This window comes from Mycobacterium sp. E1214 (assembly GCF_001666755.1).
Taxonomy (GTDB): Bacteria; Actinomycetota; Actinomycetes; order Mycobacteriales; family Mycobacteriaceae; genus Mycobacterium.
In genome coordinates this window covers 17,354-35,545 of sequence record NZ_LZJC01000021.1, presented here as the reverse complement: position 1 = coordinate 35,545, position 18,192 = coordinate 17,354, and the positions used below count along the sequence as shown (strand labels likewise).

Genomic DNA, 18,192 nt, shown 5'->3' with positions numbered 1-18,192 from the left:
CACGTTCATGCAAGGACCGTCGTGCTCACTCGAGGTTTGCCGCCCGGCGCGCCAGCCGCTTGGCGCGCTCGGAGTCGTAGTGCTTGCGGGTCACCAGGCGCTGGGCGAACAGGCCGCCCCCGGACTGCACGTTGGTGACGAGATGCCAGCCGCCATACGAGTCGGCCGTGGAATCACGGATGGCGTGAAACAGCTTGGCGCGCACGTCGCCCGGCACGTCGGCCGCCCCGGTCAGATACTTGCGCAGCTGCGGGCCGACATCCGGGTTGTCCAGGTCCGCCATCGACGGCGTGGTGATCACTCCACCCCCGGCGATGTCGTGCAAATGCCGCACCATCAGGTTGAAGTTTGCGGCCCCGAGGTACTTGGTCGCGTTCGTGTAGAGATCGTCGGGGTAGTAGTAGCCCTCCGGCGTGGTGTGGGCGTTGCCGATCGCCGCCTCCATGCCAGCACGCAGGTTGGTGGCGTGGATCATCATCTCGTCGATCTTTTCCCGGATGTGCGAAACCCGCGCGGTGCCGTTGGCCTCGGCCATCAACTGGGCCAGACCGACCATCTCGTCGGCCTGCTCCACCATCACGGCGGTGCCGCCGAGGCGTTCCCAGAGGCCCAGCGAGTGCGCGAAGATCCCCGCTTGGGCCGCGACGCCGTCGAGGAACACCCGCTCGTGTGGGACGAACACGTCGTCGAAGATGACGAACCCGTCGGGCATGCTGCGCCGGGCGCTGACCGGGTAGTCGCGTGCGTCACCGCCGCGGGCCTGCACGGTGCGGCTGACGACGTGCACGCCCGGCGCGTTCACCGGCACGGCGCAGGCGATGGCGTAGTCCTCCTCCCCCGGCTTCATCGACTTCGTCGGCATCACCAACAGGTGGTGCGCCAACGGCGCGGCGCTGATGTGCAGTTTCGCGCCGCGGATGACCACGCCGTCGTCACGGCGCTGCACCACCCGCACGTACTGGTCGGGGTCGTCCTGAGCGGCGGGCGCCTTCGACCGGTCGCCCTTGGCGTCGGTGATGCACTCCGCGACGCGGATGTCATCCAGTCGCGCTTGTGTCACATAGGCGTTGATGCGCGCCACGAACTCCGGGTGCCCCTCGGCCAGCCGGGCCGCGGCCACCACGAGCGTCATCAACGACTGGTAGGTGACGTTGAGCAGCAGGTCCATCTCGGTGAGGACCGGCACGCGCTCGCGCAGCTCCTCGACGCTGCGCGGCGCCTCCACAAGCGGATTCACCGCGTCGGCGTCCGGGCGGTAGTACTCGTCGTAGCCCGCGGCCACCGCCTCCAGCGCCGGCGCCAGCAACGGCTCGGTGTCCAGGTCCGCCACCAGCTTGCCGTCCTGATAGATCCGCCTGCCGTCGCGTAACGAGTTCTTGTACTGCTCGCCGGTCATCATGTCGGTGCGCTCTCCTCTATCGGCTGGTCCGCTGGTTGAACGGCCTGTCGCGGTCGGGGTCGGCCTCCCGCGGCAGCCCCAGCACGCGTTCGGCGATGATGTTGCGCTGGATCTCCGAGGTGCCGCCGGCGATGCAATATTTCTTCATCTCCAGAAAGGACCGGGCGCCCGCGGGCAGGTCTGCGCCGGCGGGCCAGGCCATCGTCAGCTCGGGCTGCAGGTCGACGCGGATGCTGCCCGCCCGCTCGTGCAACTCGGCGCTGACGAGCTTGCGGATGGAGTCGATCGCGCCCGGATCCCGATCCGGCGTGACGCTGGCCCGAAAGCTCGCGCACTGCAGCGAGCGTTCGTCGGCGAGCATGTGTTGCAAGCGATCTCGTATGTCGGTGCGGTGCCACGCCCCACTGAGCACGGCCTCGCCGATGAGCCGGTCGGCCACGCCCGGCCCGACGACGGGCGGGCCGGTCAGGCTGTTGCGCTCCTGCATCAACGTGCTGATCCCGACCTTCCATCCGGCGTTGAGCGGACCCAGTCGCGCCGCGTCCGGGACCACCACATCCGTGAGGAAGACCTCGTTGAACTCGGCGTCGCCGGTCATCTGGCGCAGCGGCCGCACCTCGACGCCCGGCGTGCGCATGTCGAGCAGAAAGTAGGTGATGCCGCCGTGCTTGGGCAGCGCCGGATCGGTGCGCGCCATAAGCAGGCCGAAGTCGGCGGTGTTGGCGAACGAACTCCAAATCTTCTGGCCGTTGACCAGCCAGCGGTCACCGTCGATCCGCACCGCCGAGGTGGCCAGCGACGCGAGATCCGATCCCGCTCCCGGCTCACTGAACAGCTGGCACCAGCGGTGTTCGCCCCGCGCCAGCGGCCGCAGGAAGGTCTCCCGCTGTTCGTCGGTTCCCCACTGCAGGATTGTCGGCCCGGCCAACCAGACGCCGACGAAGTCCTCCTCCGGCCGGTCGACGCCCCGGCGGCGCAACTCCTCCACCGCGGCGCCGCCCTCGTCGGGGTCCAACCCGCGACCGCCGTATTTCACCGGCCAGGTGGGCGTGGCCCAGCCGGCCTCGCCGAGCCGGCGGTACCAATCGCGCCGCACCGGCGAGTACTTGTCCCCGGGCGCTGGCGCCGCCGGCGCGTTGACGACCTCATCGGTCAGGTTGTCGGCCAGCCATCGGCGCAGTTCGTCGAGGGCGGGCGACCCGCCGTCGGCGTCCGCCGACACGGTCTGGCTTGCCGCCGCGTCGTTGTCGGCGACCGCCGCGCCGAGCCGGTCGCGATGGCTCGACGGGGTGTCGAACAGGTACTGGTTCGCCTTGGCGCGCCGCAGGTAGAGGTGGGCGACGTGGTCCCAGGTGTAGCCGATCCCGCCATGCAACTGGATCATCTCGGCGGCGTTGTGCAGGGCCGCCTCGCCGGACACCGCGGCGGCCACCGACACGGCGATCTCGGCGTCGGCCGCGCCGCCCGATAGCTGCCGGACGGCGTACCAGGCGCTGCCCGCGGACAACTCGGCGCGCACGGCGGCGTCCGCGAGGCGGTGCTTGAGCGCCTGGAAAGCGCCGATTTGCCTGCCGAACTGCCGGCGATCCAACAGATATTGCCGGGTCAGCGCCACGCACCGTGCGGCAAGCACCGCCTGCTCGGCGGCCAGCAGCGCCGTCGCGCGCATCCGCACGGTGGCCAGCACTGGCCCCGCCGCGCCCGCGGTCCCGATCTGGCGGGCGGGTGCACGGTCCAATCGGAGGTTGGCCAGCGCACGGGTGGCGTCCAGAGTGGACAGCCGCTCGCGGAGCACCCCCTCGGGACCGGTCACGGCGAACAACGTCACCCCGACCTCGGTTTCCGCCACCACCAACAGCAGCTGGGCGTCCGCGCCGTCGAGGACGTGCTGAAACGACCCGCTCACCGCCCAGCCGGCGCGGGTGCGTTCGGCCCGGGCGGTGCCTTCGGCGAGCGTGGCGGTCGTATCCCCGGCGACCAATCCGGGTAACAGCTCGGCGCGGGCCGCATCGTCCTCGGCGGCCATCAACGCGCCGGCCGCCAGGCAGGCGGTCGCCAGATACGGACCCGCGCCCAGCTCTCGCGCGAGCTCCTCGACGACGACGGCCTGCTCGGTCAGGCCTGCCCCGCTGCCCCCGTGCCGCTCGGGCACCGCGAGGCCCAGCAGGCCGACGTCGGCTAGCGCCTGCCAACCTGCCCGCCGCGCCGACGCGGGGTCGGCATGCCGGGTCTCGTGCAAGGGCAGGTGCCTCGCCACCAGGTTGCGCACCATGGCGCGCAGCTCGCCGAGTTCGGAGGCAGACGACAGCGCGTCGAGCGAGGCGGCCATTTTGTATACAGTAGGGGCGAATTGACGGGTGTCAATGGCGGCTATCCCGCGATGCACTACGCCTGCGCAGCGGTTGTATGCAATGCGCGGCAGGTGCGCCGAGCCGCGCGTTTCGCAGGCGCGTGGCCTCGCGGCGCCCGGGTCAGCCGAGGCCGAGCAGGCGCGGGGCCGCGCCGCCGGTGGGTGAGCGGTGTGACCGCAGGCCCACGGCCCCACGGATCAATCCCGTCCCGATTTGGCCGACCGGCGGTGAGCCAGGAGAACCGCGTGACGTTAATTCGGGGGTCGGCCCGCTATCGCGAGCCCGCACGCGCCAGTCGTGTCAGGAGTGATCGGACATGGTCGTCTCCCCACGATGAGCAACTACGAACCGTAGTAGCAATAGGAGATCGAGTGAATAGGCACCCGCGCAATCGGCGCCAAGTGGTAGCGAGGCACGGGGATTGTCGGCGAAACCGTTATGGAGCCGGGCCGGAAAACGACAATTCTTCGGTGGTGCGCAAAAGCGGCCGCCGCAATGGGCGGCCGGAATTCAGGCGGGCGTGTCCGAACTGGAGTACGCCTTGAAGCCGCGAATCATCGGAACCACCGCGCGGTCGGTTCCCGTGGCGCGCTGACGGGCGCGAAACGAGGGGTGTCGGCTCATAGCTTCACGACGCTCGCGTTCGTGCCGCTGAGCCGCGACCCACCGGGGGTGGGACTGGAGGAAAATGACCGTCGCTTCTGGAGTTTGTGCCACGATCGGTAACTCCTCTCAGTGCAACCCGCGTCGGGTAAAACATTGGTTATCGGATCGTGATTCCAGGATGCCCGTCGAATCCTGAGACCAAACCATCCGCGAAGATGAGAATTGGCCGTGAATTTCGACCGCTCCGGTACCCCGATCGCGGCGCCGTCCGTGCTGGTCGGGCCGCGTGCACGAATTTAACGGCGGCCACCGACATCTTTTTTCCGCCAACCGCGCGGGGCAACTCTCGTTTCCGGCCGCCCGCAGGCGGCTGCTATCGTCCCTTGCTTATGCCGGGTATCGACCGCCGCCGGATGATCCTGACGACCGGGATCGGTGTGCTGGCCGCCGCGCTGCCCGTCTCGAAAGCGCAGGCCAGCCCGGTCGGCCGGGTGGCGCCGCCCGACGCGCCGAGTGGGCAGCCCGGCAGCTACATCTTCTCTGACGACTTCGACGGCCCCGCCGGCTCGGCCCCCGATCCGTCGAAATGGGCCGTTGCGAAGGCTCGCGAAACCATCAAAGATCCCACCTACTGGGAGCGGCCGGAGAATATCGGCCAATATCGGGACGATCGCCGCAACGTCTTCGTTGACGGTAAGTCGAATTTGGTGCTGCGCGCCGCCAAGGACGGCCCCACCTACTACAGCGGCAAGGTCCAAAGCATCTGGCGGGGCGGCGTCGGACACACCTGGGAGGCGCGCATCAAGCTCGACTGCCTGACGGCCGGCGCGTGGCCCGCCTACTGGCTCGGCAACGAGGACCAGGGCGAGATCGACACGATGGAGTGGTACGGCAACGGCAACTGGCCCGCCGCGACCACCGTGCACGCGAAGTCCAACGGCGGGGAGTGGAAGACGCACAACATCGCGCTGGACAGCGCGTGGCACACCTGGCGCTGCCAGTGGGACGCGGCCGGCATCCGATTCTGGAAGGACTACGTCGACGGCGCGCAGCCGTACTTCGACGTGCCCGCCAGCTCGCTACCGGACTGGCCGTTCAACGCCCCGGGTTACACCGTCTATCCGGTGTTCAACCTCGCGGTCGCGGGCTCCGGCGGCGGCGATCCAGGACCGGGCAGCTATCCCGCCGACATGCTCGTCGACTGGATCCGCGTCTGGTAGCCGGCCGGTTCCGCGGCGCGGCAAGACGGCCAACCGATTACGGGCCGGCCTTGCCCCCGGCCATCCAGGCGGTGGCGACGGTGTGGGTCTGGGGCGCCGGGAGCGCGGCGTCCGGGCCGCCAAGCTGGCCGACCCTCACCGTCCACGTCGGCGACGAGCGGTCCGGGCAGGTTCCGGCGGGCTGGCTGGGTATGCACAGCACGGCCAGGCCGGCGTGCGGGTCGCCGCAGCCGTAGGCGCCGACGTATCCGTCCGCGCGGCCGCCCCACGCTCCCCCGTTGCGCAGCAAGCAGCGCGTCCCGTCGTCGAGGACCACGGCGAACGGGCTCGGCGCCGGGGTCGGCTGCACGGGTGGCAGCGCGCCGTCATAGCTCACGCGGTGCAGCCGCATGTCCCAGGGATTGTCCATGCACAGCAACGACCGGCCGTTCGACGGCCAGCAGGTGCCCGCGTCGGCCGCGCTGGGCGAACAGAAGTAGACGTTGTCGGCGACCGCCGACGGGGACGGTGACGTGCAGTCGTTGACGGTGCTCACGTTGCCCAGCGGGGGCGCCTCGCGGTATCCGTTGATCGGGTTGCCACCCGGGCCGACCGCGACGGTGGTGATCACCTGGGTGGGCGCCGGGTCGGCGCCGGCGGGGCCGGGCGCCGTCGCGGCGACGAGCAGCGCCGTGCCATACAGCGCCAGCGCATTTCGCGAGGTCACGTTCACGCGGCCAGCCTCTTTCGATCCGACGGTTCCTGGTGCAGCGTAGATGGCCGCGGCCGGTTCGGCTGATTCTGCGCCACCGCGAGCCGACAACGGCGCGGCAGGGCCTTCGGGGCGCCCGTCGTGATCAGCCCCTTTTATAGTTGCGCCCACACCGATTTCGTCTTCATGTACATGTCGATGCCCTCTTTGCCGAACTCGTGCCCCCACCCCGATTGCTTGTGGCCACCGAACGGCACGTCGTGGTCGAACACCAACTGGCAGTTGACCTGCACGCTGCCCGCCTGCAACCGCTTGACGATCCGGTGCGCGCGACCGAGGTTCTCCGTCCACGCGGTGGCGGCCAGCCCATAGGTGGTGTCGTTGGCCAGGGCGACCGCCTCGTCCTCGTCGTCGAACGGCAGGATGCTGACGACGGGGCCGAAGATCTCCTCTTGGTAGAGCCGCATGCCGGGGTCGACGTTGGTCAGCACCGTCGGGTGCACGAAGTACCCCTTGCGGTCCAGGCGGTAGCCGCCGGCGACCACGTCCACGCCGTCGCCCTTGCCCTCGTCGATGAAACCCATGACCCGGTGCAGCTGCTTCTGGCTGATCAACGGCCCGCTGACGCACCCTTCCTCGCTGGGGGCGCCCAGCTTGAACGTATTGGCCATCAGCGCAATGCCTTCCACGACGCGCTCGTAGACACCGCGCTGCGCGAAGATGCGCGACCCGCACACGCAGCCCTGGCCGGAGTGCACGAAGATGCCCAGCGAGGCCATCAGGATGGCCTTGTCCAGGTCGGCGTCGTCGAAGATCAGCACCGGCGACTTGCCGCCGAGTTCGAGGGTCACCTTCTTGAGGTTGCCGGCGGAGGCCCGGACGATCTCCTTGCCGACTTCGGTGGAGCCGGTGAAGGCGACCTTCTCGACGCCGGGGTGGGCGGTGATCGCGGCGCCCGCGGTGTGGCCGTAACCGGTGAGCAGGTTGACGACGCCCTCGGGCACCCCGGCGTCGTGCACCAGCTGGTCGAGCAGCAGCGCCGAAAGTGGTGTTTCCTCCGCGGGTTTGACGAGCATGCTGCACCCGGCCGCCAGCGCCGGCGCGAGCTTGGCGCAGGCGTTGAAGATCGGGCCGTTCCACGGAAAGATCAACCCCACGACGCCGTAGGGCTGCTTGAGCGTGTAGGCGTGCATGTCGACGTAGGCGTCGGTGGCGATGCCGTCGGTCTTCACGTCGTAGGCGACGCCGTTGAGCTTCGAGCACCAGCCCGCGTAGTAGCGGAAGAATTCCGAACACGTCGACATCTGCAAAGTGGCCTGCAGCAACGGCATTCCGGTGTTCAGCGAGTCGAGTTCGGCGAACTCCTGGGCGTGCTCGTCGATCAGTTCGCCGATGCGCCACATGATCTTGGCCCGTTCGCGGCCGGGCAACGCGGACCAGACGCCCGCATCGAACGACGCCCGCGCCCGCGTCACTGCGTCGTCGACCGCTTCCGGCCCGCAGTCGGTGAATTCGGTGATCGTCTCCTCGGTCGCGGGGTTGATGACCGCGATGGACTCCCCCGAACCTGGGCGCTTGCGGATGTCGTCCAATACCGTCTGCAGCGTCATGTGACCCTTCGCCCTCATCACGACCGGCGCCCCTCTGCGGCGGTGCTGAGCACTTGCTTAGCACCGCGGGCGCGGCGCGGTCAAGGCGGCGCTCGGGTAGCCGCCACGCCGGTTCAGGCCGAAAGTGGGCCGCGGTCGGGCTGCAGGCGGCGCCCGGGGTTTCGGTCGGCGCCCCGGCTAAGCGCCCACCAGCTCCGGGTGGTATTTGGCCGCCATTCGCCGGACGCCGTCACGCCAGTCGACCGTCGTGGCGCCGACGAGTTCGTGCATGCGGTCGAGCGTGGTCGGGTTGGCCCGCAACGCCTGCTCGCTCTGCTCGAACACCGGCTCCCTGCCGACGAGCGAGCCTAGGTACTCGCACCATTCCTGCAGACTGACGGTCTGGTCCCCGCACCAGTTGACCGTGGTCGCCGGGACCGACGCGGCCGCCAGCAGTTTGGGGATGGTCGCGATGACGTCGTCCTCGTGGATCGGGTTGTAGCGCGCCGGTGCGCCCGGGGGCACCGGGATCGGGATGCCGGCCAGCATCATCTCCATGTGGTAGAACGGCCACCCGCCGTTGTCGCCGTACGGCACGTTGAGGCGGGCGATGGTGGTCGGCACTCCGAGCGCTCGCGCCATCGTCCGCGCGACGACCTCCCCCGCGATCTTCGAAATCGAATACGTGGGGAACAGGGCTTTGTGGTTGTCGCCCAGCGCGGCCTGCTCGTCGCGCGGTTCCTCGTCGGGCGGGTCGTACACGGCGGCCGAGGAGCAGTGCAGGAAGGCCTTGGCCGCGCGGCAGTGCGCCATCAGCAGCCCTACCGATTCCGCGTTGGCGGCCAGGTCCTTGTCCCAGTTGCCGCTCTTGGCGACCGCCAGGTTCAACACGTAATCGAAGTCGTCGGGCAACCCGGTGAAATCACCCGCGGCCAGATTGACCGTCTGGCAGTGAATCCCGGCCTCCTGCAACGACTCTCGAGCGGCGGGATTGGTGAAGCGCGCGATGCCCCACACCTCGTTGTCGGCCGCGAGCGCACTGGCCACCGGGGCGGCGATTTGACCGGTCGGGCCGGTGATCAGGATCTTGGAGCCACGCATCCGCCGATGGTAACCAGGCAATCGTCAAGCGCGACAGCAGATCGGCAATTTTGCGCGTTGTGCTCAGCGGCACGGTAGGGTCCAGTCATGGCCGAGAAGGGTCGCATCGACCTGCGACTCGCCACCCAGATCCTGGTGGTGCAACTCGTCATCGTGACGCTGACGCTGGTGTTCGCCTTCATGGTCTTCGCGATGTTCGACCGGCACCGGCTGAACGTCCAATACGGGGTGCACGCCCTGGACATCGCGCGGGTGGTGGCCTCCGCACCGACCGTGCAAGACAACATCACGCGCTACCAGGACGCGCCCCGGACCCCCACCCCCGCGTTCGTCGCCGAATTGGCGGGCGGCCCTATCCAAAGCGTCGCGGCACGGGTGCAGCAGCGCACCCATGTGCTGTTCGTGGTCATCACCAACAGGAACCAGGTGCGGCTGGCCGCGCCCGACCACGACCTGCTGGGTTATCCGGTGGCGGCGGATTTCGCGCCGCAGCTGGCCGGCCGCGAGCAGACCGCCGAGGAGTCAACGGCTTTCGGCGTGGTTATCGTCGCCAGGGCACCGGTGCAGGATGCGACCGGCCGGGTTCTGGGCATCGTCGCCGTCGGCATCTCCACGAAGACGTTCAACGACGAGTTCGCCGAGAACGTGCAAGCGCTGGCGACCATGGCGGGCATCCTGCTGTTGATGGGCGTGGCAGGTTCCTGGCTGCTCGCCCGTCGGCTGGGGGGCTTGACGCTGGGACTGCGGCCCACCGAGATCACCGAACTGGTGCGCAGCCAGGCGGCCGTCCTGCAAGGCATCGGCGAGGGCGTGCTCGCGGTGGACACCGCCGGGCGCACCACCTTCGTCAACGACGAGGCCTGCCGGCTGCTCGGGATCGAAAGCCGGACGGGCCGACCGGTCGAGGCGATCGGGCTGACGCCGCGGGTGCTCGAGGTGTTGCGGTCGGCCGCCGCCACGCCGACCCTGGCCACGGTCGGCGACCTGGTGGTCGTGGTGTCGGCGCGGCCGGTGCGCCGCGAGGGGCGCTCGCTGGGAACCGTTTTGGTGGTGCGGGACCGCACCGACGTCGAACAGCTCACCCGCCAGCTGGACGCGGTGCAGGTGATGAGCACCGTGTTGCGCGCCCAGCGCCACGAGTTCGCCAACCGCCTCCACCTGCTGAACGGCTTGCTGCACGCCGGTCATGTCGACGAAGGCAGGCAATACCTCGAGGAACTCCTCGGGTCGGGGCCGTTGGGTTCGGCGATACCGGGGATCGAGGCGATCCGCGACGCCTATCTGCAGGCCTTCCTGGCGGCCAAGGCCGCCGCCGCGCGGGAGGCCGGCGTGACGCTCAAGCTCGGCGAGAACACCTGGGTGGCCGGGCGGCTGGCGCTGCCCGTCGACGTCACGACGGTGGTCGGCAATCTGCTCGATAACGCCATCGACGCGGCCCGGGCCGGTGCGATACCCGGCGACGCGTCGGCCGCAGAGGTCGAAATCGAACTGTTGCAAGAGGATTCGACGCTGCACGTGACGGTGGCCGACAGCGGCGACGGTGTCGCGGCCGACTTCGTCGACGAACTGTTCACCGAGGGCACGTCGACCAAACCGGACTCCGGCATCCCCGGCGGCCGCGGCATCGGGCTCGCCCTGTCGCGCCAGATCGCCCGCTCGCTGGGCGGCGACCTCTGGCTGTCCAGCCCGGGCGGCGCCGACGCCGGATTGCGGCTGCCCGGCGCGGAATTCATCGCCCGGCTTCCGGGAGTGCTGACGGAGGAGGCACAGTGGGCGACGCAGATCTGACGGTGTTGGTGCTCGACGACGACTTCCGGGTCGCCAACCTGCACGCCGAGGTGGTCAACGCCCTCCCGGGCTTCGCGGTCAGCGCGACCGCCAACACGCTCGAGGCGGCGCGGCAGGTCGGTCCCGTCGACCTCGCCCTGGTCGACGTCTACCTGCCGGACGGGTCGGGCATCGACTTCATCCGCGAACTGCGCGGCGACAGCATGATCTTGAGCGCCGCCACCGAGGCGGTCACCGTGCGCGCGGCGATGTCCGCCGGCGCGGTCGGTTATCTGGTGAAGCCGTTCGCGAGCACCGACCTGGCGGCGCGGCTGGCCGGTTATGCGCGCTACCGCAAGATCTTGGCCAGCCCCAACTTGACCGCCGCGGACGTGGACGCGGCGCTGGACGCCCTGCGGCCCAGGGTCGCGGCGCCGCAGCCCGCCACCGTGGCGGCGTCGTCGACCAAACATCTTGTCCTGAACGCGCTGCGGGCCGCGCAGCGCCCGATGTCGGCCGCGGAGGTGTCCGCCGCGATCGGCATCTCGAGGGCGACGGCGCAGCGGTATCTGGCGGCGCTGGCGGCCACCGCGGAGGTCACCGTCGGGCTGCGCTACGGGACCACGGGCCGGCCGGAGCAGGAGTTCCTGGCCGTCGGCAAGCGCGGGCGCTAGCGCGGTGACGGCCGCGCGGGCCACCAGTTCGCGGATCCCAACATCGCCGCCAGGGCCGGCACGGTGATGGTGCGCACCACGAAGGTGTCCACCAGCAGACCCACACCGATGATCACCCCGGTCTGCACCATGGTCGACAGACTGCCGAACAACAGCCCGAACATGGACGCGGCGAAGATGATGCCCGCTGAGGTGATGACGCCCCCCGTCGAGCGGACGGCGCGGACCACCCCGGTGCGCACGCCCGCGGTGGACTCTTCGCGGATTCGCGTGATCAGCAGCAGGTTGTAGTCCGCTCCGACCGCGACGAGCACGATGAATGCCATCGCCGGCACGTTCCAGTTGATGGCCTGATGAAGCACGAACTGGAACACCACGACCCCGATGCCCAGCGCCGACAGGAACGAAATAGCAACGGAGGCAATGAGATACAGCGGTGCGACCACCGCCCGCAGCAGCGCCACGAGAATCAGGAAGACCACGACCAGCGTGACGACCACGATCAATCGGACGTCGCCGTAATAGTAGTCGCGCATCGCGCTGTACATCGCCGTGGTGCCCACCACCGAGATCGAGGCGCCCTCCAGTGAAGTGTTGGGTTGCGCCCCGCGAGCCGTTGCCAGGATGGAGGCGACCTGATCCATCGCGGCGGTGCTGAACGGGTCGAATCGCGTCTCGACGATGAAGCGGACCGAATGCCCGTCCGCCGAGATGAACATCTTCGCGGCGGTCTTGAAATCCTCGGAGGTGATCACCGTGGGCGGAATGTACATGCCGGCCATCGTGTTTCGCGAGGCGTCGCGATTGATCGACAACAGCAGGTCGGCCGCCTGGTCCATGCCCGCGCCCAATTTCTTGGTCTGTTCGACGAGCGCCTTGACCCCTTGGTCCAGCCGCTGGCTGCCGTCGGCCAACGCGTCGGCGCCGTGCTGCAGGCGCGCCACCCGCTGGGGTGCCCCGGCGTTGACCGCCGTCGTCAGCAGGGCGCTCAGGCGTTGCAGCTTCTGTTGCAGGGTGCCGACCACCGCGACGATCTGCTTGGTCAACGTCGAGTCGTCGCGTGCCGCAACGAGCCGCTGCAGCTGGGAGCGGCCCGCGGCGCAGGCGGGGTCCGCGTCGCACTGCGGGCTGGCGTTGAGCGCGTTGACCATGGGGCCGGCCGCGTCGACGGCGCGGCTGCCCAGCGCGGCGGCGGGCCCGCTGTCGCCCAGCCCGCGCACCGTGTCCAACAGCTGGGTCGCCGTGCTCACCTGTTGCCGCATCTGGCCCAAGGTGGCGTCCACCTCGGCGGTGAGCCCGTTGGCGCCGCGGATCTGGTCGCGCACTTGGGCGAGGCTGGCCGCGAGTTTGTCGGCGCCGGCGCTCAGGGCGTCGAGGTCGTGGGTTCTGTCCGAGACCTGGGTCGACGCGTTCTCCAGGTTGGTGCCCACCCGCCCGGCCTGATAGCTGATCTTCGTCTGGTCGAGCGGCTGCCCGTTGGGGCGCGTCACGCCCCGCACGGTGCCGATGTCGGGCAGTTGCGCGACGCGCTGGGCCATCTGCTCGAGGTCGGCCAGGGCCTGCGGGGTGCGCAGGTCGCGCGGCGAGTGCACGTAAAGGTATTGCGGCAGCAGCGCACTGGTCGTGAAGTGACGCTGCATCGCGGCGAACCCGACGTTGCTGCGTGCAGATTGGGGTAACTGCATCCGGTCGTTGAAGGTGGGCGCGAGGAAGGCAGCGCAGCACGCCAGCGCGCTCAACACCATCAGGCTGACCACGAGGTGCACTCTGGGGCGGCGCACGATCGCGACGCCGGACCGCCGCCAGAGTCGTCCGGTGAGCGCCGCGCGGGGCGCGACCCAGCCGCGCCGGCCGGCGAGCACGAGGATGGCGGGCAACAGCGTGATCGCCGCCAGGAACGCGACGGCGATCGAGGCCGCCAGCGCCGGTCCAACGGTGGTGAAGGCCGGCAGTCGGGTGAACACCATTCCCAGGAAGGTGAGCGCGACGGTGGCCGCCGAGCCGGTGATGACCTTGCCGATCGAGCTCAGCGCCCTCTGCACCGCCACATCGGAATCGCTGCCTGCGCTGACGAATTCGTGGTACCGGCTGATCAGGAACACGGCGTAGTCGGTGCCGGCGCCGACGATCATCGCGGTCATCAGCGCGATCGTCGGTGCGGACACCCCCAGCCCCAGCTGGTTCAGCGCGGAGACGACGCCCTGGGCGCAGGCCACCGAGATGCCGATGGTCAGCAGGGGAACGAGCACGGTGACCGGCCGCCGGTAGATGACCGACAGGATGGTGAGAACCAAGACGGCGGTTGCGATTTCGATCATGTGCATGTCGCGGGCGCTGACGATGGACATGTCCCCGACGATGGCGGCCTGGCCGGTCACCGCCGCCGTCAACGAGGGCCCCGGCGCCAGCCGGGTGGCGGTCTGTGCGACGCGCTGATACGCCTGCGAGGATTCCGGGGAGCCGGCCGGCGCCTTGAGGTCCACCGCCAAGTAGAACGCCTTGTGGTCGGCACTGACCAGCGAGGGACGCAGCGCCGGCGTGGCGACGATGTCGTGCACGGCGGCCACGTCGCGGGAGTCGGCGCGCAACGTGGCGGCCAGCGTGCCGTAGGCGGCCTCGTCGGCGGGGGTCAGCCCGCGCTCGTCGGTGAGTACGACGATGAGGATGTTTTGCGCGGATTCACCGAAGGCCGCGGCCATCTGGTTGGCGGCCGCCATGTCCCGGGCCGGGAGGGCCTGAACCAGCTGGCGCTGCACCACCTCGGTCAGCGGTGGGAACGTCGCGCCGAGGACGCCGACCGCCGCCAGCCAGCCGGCGATGACGAGCCACGGCGCGCGTGACACGAGGCGGCCCAGCAGCGCGAACGCATCGATGCGCCGCGCGGCCGCGAAGATGGTGAGTTGTGTAGCCATGGTGAACCTTCTTAAGGGGCGGGGACTTATGGGCGGCCGCGCGCAGCGGCGAGCCGTTCGGGGGTTCGGCGCTGCGTCGTTGTGGTGAGCGAGAAATCGGCGAGCGCGGACGAGATGAGTTGTGGCAGGCTATGTTCGGCGCCGACGGGCTGATGGGCGACGACCGAGACGAAGACCGTGTCGCTCGTCCTGCCGGACAGTAGGCTCAGCAGTCCGCGGGTGTGCCGCATGGTCGCCTCGGTCATGCGGGGGTAGCGCATCTTCATGGCGAAGCTGTCGGCCTCGGTGCCGTCCGGCCGCAGCGCGGCGGGGTTTACGGCGCCGAGGTTCGACGACCCGGTGACCGCCTCGCCGACGGCCATGCCGATCATGCGCCGCACCAACCACTTCGGCAGCAGGGGCGTGAGCGGCAGCAAGGCGAAGCGTTCGTCCGGCACGTCGCGGCGGTGGATCAGCGCCCGCTTGGTCGCGGCGCGCACGTCGCGCAGGTCGGTCAGCACGGCACGCGGGTCGACGGAGATCTCGATGCCGGTGAGCGCATTGGCCCGCGTGTCGCCGGGGAGCCGGTTGTTCACGGGCATCGCCAGCAGCGCCGAGCCGTCGGCACCGACGCGGCCCAGGCGGACGGCCAGCCGCGCGGCCACCGCGGCGAGCATGGTGTTGCTCGTCCCGCCCAGCGCCTGCGCCCGCATGTCCCAGTGCGTCGCGTCGACGAGCACCGTCGCGGTCGACAGCCTGGCGGCCCGGCCGCGCCCGCTGGGCAGCTCTCGGCGCGCTGTGCGGGCGGGTGCCGCGGCGCGCGGCGCGGACCCCAGCGCGCGGACCGCGGCGGCGACGGCGCGGCCGATGTCGGGCAGGTCGCTCGCGGTCTGGCGCAGGTCGCGGCGCACCGTCGGCCAACGCCGGCGCCCGGGAGCGGCCGGCCAGGTGATCGCGTCGCCGCGACCCGTCGCCGCGTCGGCCAGCGCCTCGCACAGCCCGACGCCGTCGGTGAGGCAGTGCGAGATGACCAGGGTGACCCCGGCCCCGCCCTCGGCGAAGGGCAGGACGGCGAGGCGCCATCCGGGCCCCTGTTCGGCGTCCAGCGGGAGCTCGGCCTGCTCGTCGAGCCAGGCGTCGAACTCGCCTCGCGGCCTGGGTGGCTGGGCGACGTGCAGATCGGGCGTCCGGTCGGCGGCGACCCAGCGGTGCCGCCCGAAGGGCAGCGGTGACGGGTCGATGCGGCGGGCCAACCGGCCGCGCTGCAGGTGGTGGTGGAACCGTCGTAAACCCTCGAGATCGATCGTGGTGTCGTACACCCAGACGCATTGCAGGACAATGCTGGTTCCGGTGGCTTGCTCGCCGAGGAAATGGACCTGATCGGTCAGATCGAGCACGGTGCTCATGGTGAAGTCCCTTCTCGCTGAGGTCCGTATCAGCGGCCGGCGACCGGCAGCTGAGCCGTCGAGTTCGCGTGCTCGGCCACCTCGTCCACCCAGTCCGCGGTGTTCTTGACGACGGCCTTGAACGTGCCTAGCAGCGCCGCGAGGTAGCGGTGCACCGATTCGCGTGCGGTGGTGTTGTCCGGGAACGAGATGGTGACCGTGGTGCGCGCGGCGTGCCGGTTGATCCACATGTTGATCCCGCCGTGCGACAGGTTGTCGCCGTAGGTGCCGAAGTTCGTCTCTTCCCACAACGAGGCGATGGGAATCTTGCGAAAGTCCAGGAAGGACACCATCATCGCCGCACGGGTCGGCAGCTTGATGGCCGGCTGATCCGGCGTCAGCAGCTCCAGCACCCGCTCGAACGGCACGCCCGCGAGATGCTTGGCGCCGTCGAACGAGCGCTGTGCCGCCGGAGCGGCCTCGAAGAACGACCCGCTGGCCGTTGGCACGACGACCGGGATGAGGCTGGCGAACCAGCCGACGCTCATCGTGTCCACGCCCGGCATTCGCGTGTCATAGGGCGTGAAACCGAAATAGGTGCTGGAACCGGTGAATTCGTGTTCGGCCAGCGCCGCGCAGGCGAGCACGCCACCGCTGAACCGGGCGCCGACCGCCCGGCAGGCGGTGTCAAACGACTCCGTCTCGTCGGCGTCGAGGAGGTCGACGGTCAGGAAGTCGCCTTTGGCGGTGGCGTGCGTGTCACCCAGGGGCAGCGGGAAACTGGGCCAGTTGCCATCGTTGTCACGGGCGAAGTCGAGCCAGCCCTGGGTCTGCGCAGACGACAGCGTGAGCGCGGCCAGCTGCTGGTGCTGCCGCGCGGTGTAGTCGGTGTAGCTGCCGGCCGCGGGCAGGGCGATCGGGCTGGCGTGCCGCCGGCCCTGGTAGGTCAGGTGCAGGTCGAGGAAGATCAGACTGGCGGAGAGGCCGTCGATGTGCAGGTGGTCGACGCTCGCGTAGACCGTGAAGTACTGGCTGTGCTGGATCACCCCGAAGGTGAACGAACCCCACTCGAGGGTCCCGGGCGTCGTCGTCATCGCGTGCGTGCGAATCTGCGCCGCGGTCATGGTGCCGATCGGCTCGGCCACGAAGTCGATGACCTCCGGGTCGATCGTGTGCCGGACGACGTCGCCCTCGTCGAATTCGAACCAGTTGTGGTAGGTGTCGTGGCGGCGGACGTGGGCGTTGATGACGGCCGTCATCGCCGGGATGTCGCACACGCCGGGGACGTCCCACGCGACGACCATCAGGCGCGGCAATTGCCTGCCCAGTGCCTCGGCGTAGTGAGCGACTCGAATGTGTTGTGCCTGTTGGTAACTCGCGGGTTGGTCGCTTCGGGGTGCGCTCGCGGCCGCCGTCCGCGTCGCGGGCGACGCCGTCCAGGTGGTCACCGGTCCGTCGGGTGCCTGCCATCCGTTGATGCTGCCCAGTGCGACCATTTGCGTGCTCCTCAATCTTCAGTCGGCGGCTGTTGCGCCGATCAATTCGGTTTTCCCTCAGTGCATTTCGCGATCCCGAGTGGTGGGCCATGACTGCGGTCGAATTGAACATATGGCGGCGGCGGGGGCCCTGTCGCTCTTGTGGTCAATAGTGGGAATAAGCGACGATTCGGCAGTTTTGCGCATTGTGCTCGCCCTGGGCCGGGTTGCCGGTAGGCCGCGGTGTGCGCCTCGTTCGCGTGGTCGAAACTCCCCGCGCCGCTTACGATGATCTCGGCGCCCCGCGACGCGGGGGCGACGCAGCGGCGGTCCCGCGACGAAGGAGCAGCGCGCGCATGGAGTCGATGTCACACGATCCGGTCGCCGGCACCATCGGAGTCCAGCTGGTCGACGTCGCCGCGCGCGGCCTGGCGGCCGGTGCCGCCGCGGCGCCGGCGGTGACCGCGCTGGTGCCCGCCGGGGTCGACGAGGTGTCCGCCCAGGCCGCGATCGCGTTCGCCGAAGACGGCGCGGCGCTGCTCGCCGCGCACGCGGCCGCTCAAGAGGAATTGGCCCGCGCGGGCGTGACCCTGAGCGACATTGCCCGCAGGTATGCCGAAGTCGACGGCGAGGCCGCCGGGATGCTGGAGGTGGCGGGCGCGCAGTTCGTCGGAAAGCCCTTCGCCGCGGGCGCGGGCGGCGGCCTGGCTCGAGGCGGGGCGCTGCCGGGTGCCGGCGGTTCGGCTGCGCGCACCCCGCTGCTGACGAGCCTGCTGGAGTCGACGCCCGCATCCCCCGTCGTGCCTCCGCCGACCCCCACCGCGGGGGTCCCGGCGGCCGGCCTGCCGGGCGTCGTCAACGCCGCGTCGACGGCGTTGGGTGCGGGCGCGGGCCCGTTGAGTTCGCTGAGCTCGCTCGCCCAGGGCGCGTCGGCCGGCGGCGCCGCGGGACCGGGCCTGGCCTCCTCGCTCACCGACACCTCGCGCGGCGACGACACCGACCGGGAGGCGGGACCCCGAGACGGCGAGCGGCTGCTCTAGCCG

At 69.9% G+C, this 18,192-nt stretch carries 12 protein-coding genes; 4 read left to right on the top strand and 8 right to left on the bottom strand.

The window, feature by feature from the left end; genetic code table 11:
* Positions 1-25: 25 nt before the first annotated feature.
* Positions 26-1,399 carry a 4-hydroxyphenylacetate 3-hydroxylase N-terminal domain-containing protein gene (locus A5700_RS02635; protein WP_068074240.1) on the bottom strand — a complete coding sequence of 458 codons (1,374 nt, stop codon included), beginning with the start codon at positions 1,397-1,399 and terminating at the stop codon, positions 26-28.
* Positions 1,400-1,415: 16 nt separating this feature from the next.
* Positions 1,416-3,728, bottom strand: a complete 2,313-nt coding sequence (locus A5700_RS02630) for an acyl-CoA dehydrogenase (protein ID WP_068074242.1) — start codon at positions 3,726-3,728, stop codon at positions 1,416-1,418.
* A gap of 1,017 nt (positions 3,729-4,745) precedes the next feature.
* Between A5700_RS02630 and A5700_RS02625 the strand changes: the two genes are divergently transcribed.
* The gene (locus A5700_RS02625; RefSeq protein ID WP_068074247.1) at positions 4,746-5,576 is read left to right on the top strand and encodes a family 16 glycosylhydrolase; all 831 of its coding nucleotides are present in this window, start codon (positions 4,746-4,748) and stop codon (positions 5,574-5,576) included.
* Positions 5,577-5,613: 37 nt separating this feature from the next.
* Here A5700_RS02625 and A5700_RS02620 read toward each other — a convergent pair whose 3' ends face one another.
* The 3 genes from A5700_RS02620 to A5700_RS02610 all read right to left on the bottom strand — a co-directional run bounded on the left by A5700_RS02620 (position 5,614) and on the right by A5700_RS02610 (position 8,957).
* Positions 5,614-6,288, bottom strand: a complete 675-nt coding sequence (locus A5700_RS02620; RefSeq protein WP_068074248.1) for a hypothetical protein — start codon at positions 6,286-6,288, stop codon at positions 5,614-5,616.
* Positions 6,289-6,422: 134 nt separating this feature from the next.
* Positions 6,423-7,877 carry an aldehyde dehydrogenase gene (locus A5700_RS02615; protein ID WP_068074249.1) on the bottom strand — a complete coding sequence of 485 codons (1,455 nt, stop codon included), beginning with the start codon at positions 7,875-7,877 and terminating at the stop codon, positions 6,423-6,425.
* Between the two features lie 177 nt (positions 7,878-8,054).
* Entirely contained in the window at positions 8,055-8,957 is a 903-nt protein-coding gene (locus tag A5700_RS02610; RefSeq protein ID WP_068074250.1) for an NAD(P)-dependent oxidoreductase, read from the bottom strand.
* A gap of 87 nt (positions 8,958-9,044) precedes the next feature.
* Between A5700_RS02610 and A5700_RS02605 the strand changes: the two genes are divergently transcribed.
* The gene (locus A5700_RS02605) at positions 9,045-10,745 is read left to right on the top strand and encodes an ATP-binding protein (protein WP_197502940.1); all 1,701 of its coding nucleotides are present in this window, start codon (positions 9,045-9,047) and stop codon (positions 10,743-10,745) included.
* Complete coding sequence (locus tag A5700_RS02600) at positions 10,727-11,398, top strand: response regulator (RefSeq protein WP_068074253.1); 672 nt, start codon at positions 10,727-10,729, stop codon at positions 11,396-11,398. Before A5700_RS02605 ends, A5700_RS02600 begins: the two co-directional genes overlap by 19 nt.
* Here the strand turns inward: A5700_RS02600 and A5700_RS02595 are convergent.
* The 3 genes from A5700_RS02595 to A5700_RS02585 are packed head-to-tail and all read right to left on the bottom strand — an operon-like array spanning position 11,395 to position 17,170.
* Positions 11,395-14,310 carry an RND family transporter gene (locus tag A5700_RS02595; protein WP_068074255.1) on the bottom strand — a complete coding sequence of 972 codons (2,916 nt, stop codon included), beginning with the start codon at positions 14,308-14,310 and terminating at the stop codon, positions 11,395-11,397. The genes A5700_RS02600 and A5700_RS02595 overlap by 4 nt on opposite strands.
* Positions 14,311-14,336: 26 nt before the next feature.
* The gene (locus A5700_RS02590; RefSeq protein ID WP_068074257.1) at positions 14,337-15,695 is read right to left on the bottom strand and encodes a hypothetical protein; all 1,359 of its coding nucleotides are present in this window, start codon (positions 15,693-15,695) and stop codon (positions 14,337-14,339) included.
* A 29-nt stretch (positions 15,696-15,724) separates the two neighbouring features.
* Complete coding sequence (locus tag A5700_RS02585; RefSeq protein ID WP_068074259.1) at positions 15,725-17,170, bottom strand: condensation domain-containing protein; 1,446 nt, start codon at positions 17,168-17,170, stop codon at positions 15,725-15,727.
* Positions 17,171-17,505: 335 nt separating this feature from the next.
* On the opposite strand from A5700_RS02585, the gene A5700_RS27275 reads away from it, so the two are divergent.
* Positions 17,506-18,189: a PE domain-containing protein gene (locus A5700_RS27275; RefSeq protein WP_068074262.1), complete on the top strand. Its 684-nt coding sequence runs from the start codon at positions 17,506-17,508 to the stop codon at positions 18,187-18,189.
* Positions 18,190-18,192 lie beyond the last annotated feature (3 nt).

What these genes read in the sequence shown, in the direction of transcription:
- A5700_RS02595 (WP_068074255.1), bottom strand. Translation starts at nt 14,310, where the DNA reads ATGGCTACACAACTCACCATCTTCGCGGCCGCGCGGCGCATCGATGCG.
- A5700_RS02605 (WP_197502940.1), top strand. Translation starts at nt 9,045, where the DNA reads ATGGCCGAGAAGGGTCGCATCGACCTGCGACTCGCCACCCAGATCCTG.
- A5700_RS27275 (WP_068074262.1), top strand. Translation starts at nt 17,506, where the DNA reads ATGGAGTCGATGTCACACGATCCGGTCGCCGGCACCATCGGAGTCCAG.
- A5700_RS02625 (WP_068074247.1), top strand. Translation starts at nt 4,746, where the DNA reads ATGCCGGGTATCGACCGCCGCCGGATGATCCTGACGACCGGGATCGGT.
- A5700_RS02590 (WP_068074257.1), bottom strand. Translation starts at nt 15,695, where the DNA reads ATGAGCACCGTGCTCGATCTGACCGATCAGGTCCATTTCCTCGGCGAG.
- A5700_RS02615 (WP_068074249.1), bottom strand. Translation starts at nt 7,877, where the DNA reads ATGACGCTGCAGACGGTATTGGACGACATCCGCAAGCGCCCAGGTTCG.
- A5700_RS02610 (WP_068074250.1), bottom strand. Translation starts at nt 8,957, where the DNA reads ATGCGTGGCTCCAAGATCCTGATCACCGGCCCGACCGGTCAAATCGCC.
- A5700_RS02630 (WP_068074242.1), bottom strand. Translation starts at nt 3,728, where the DNA reads ATGGCCGCCTCGCTCGACGCGCTGTCGTCTGCCTCCGAACTCGGCGAG.
- A5700_RS02635 (WP_068074240.1), bottom strand. Translation starts at nt 1,399, where the DNA reads ATGATGACCGGCGAGCAGTACAAGAACTCGTTACGCGACGGCAGGCGG.
- A5700_RS02585 (WP_068074259.1), bottom strand. Translation starts at nt 17,170, where the DNA reads ATGGTCGCACTGGGCAGCATCAACGGATGGCAGGCACCCGACGGACCG.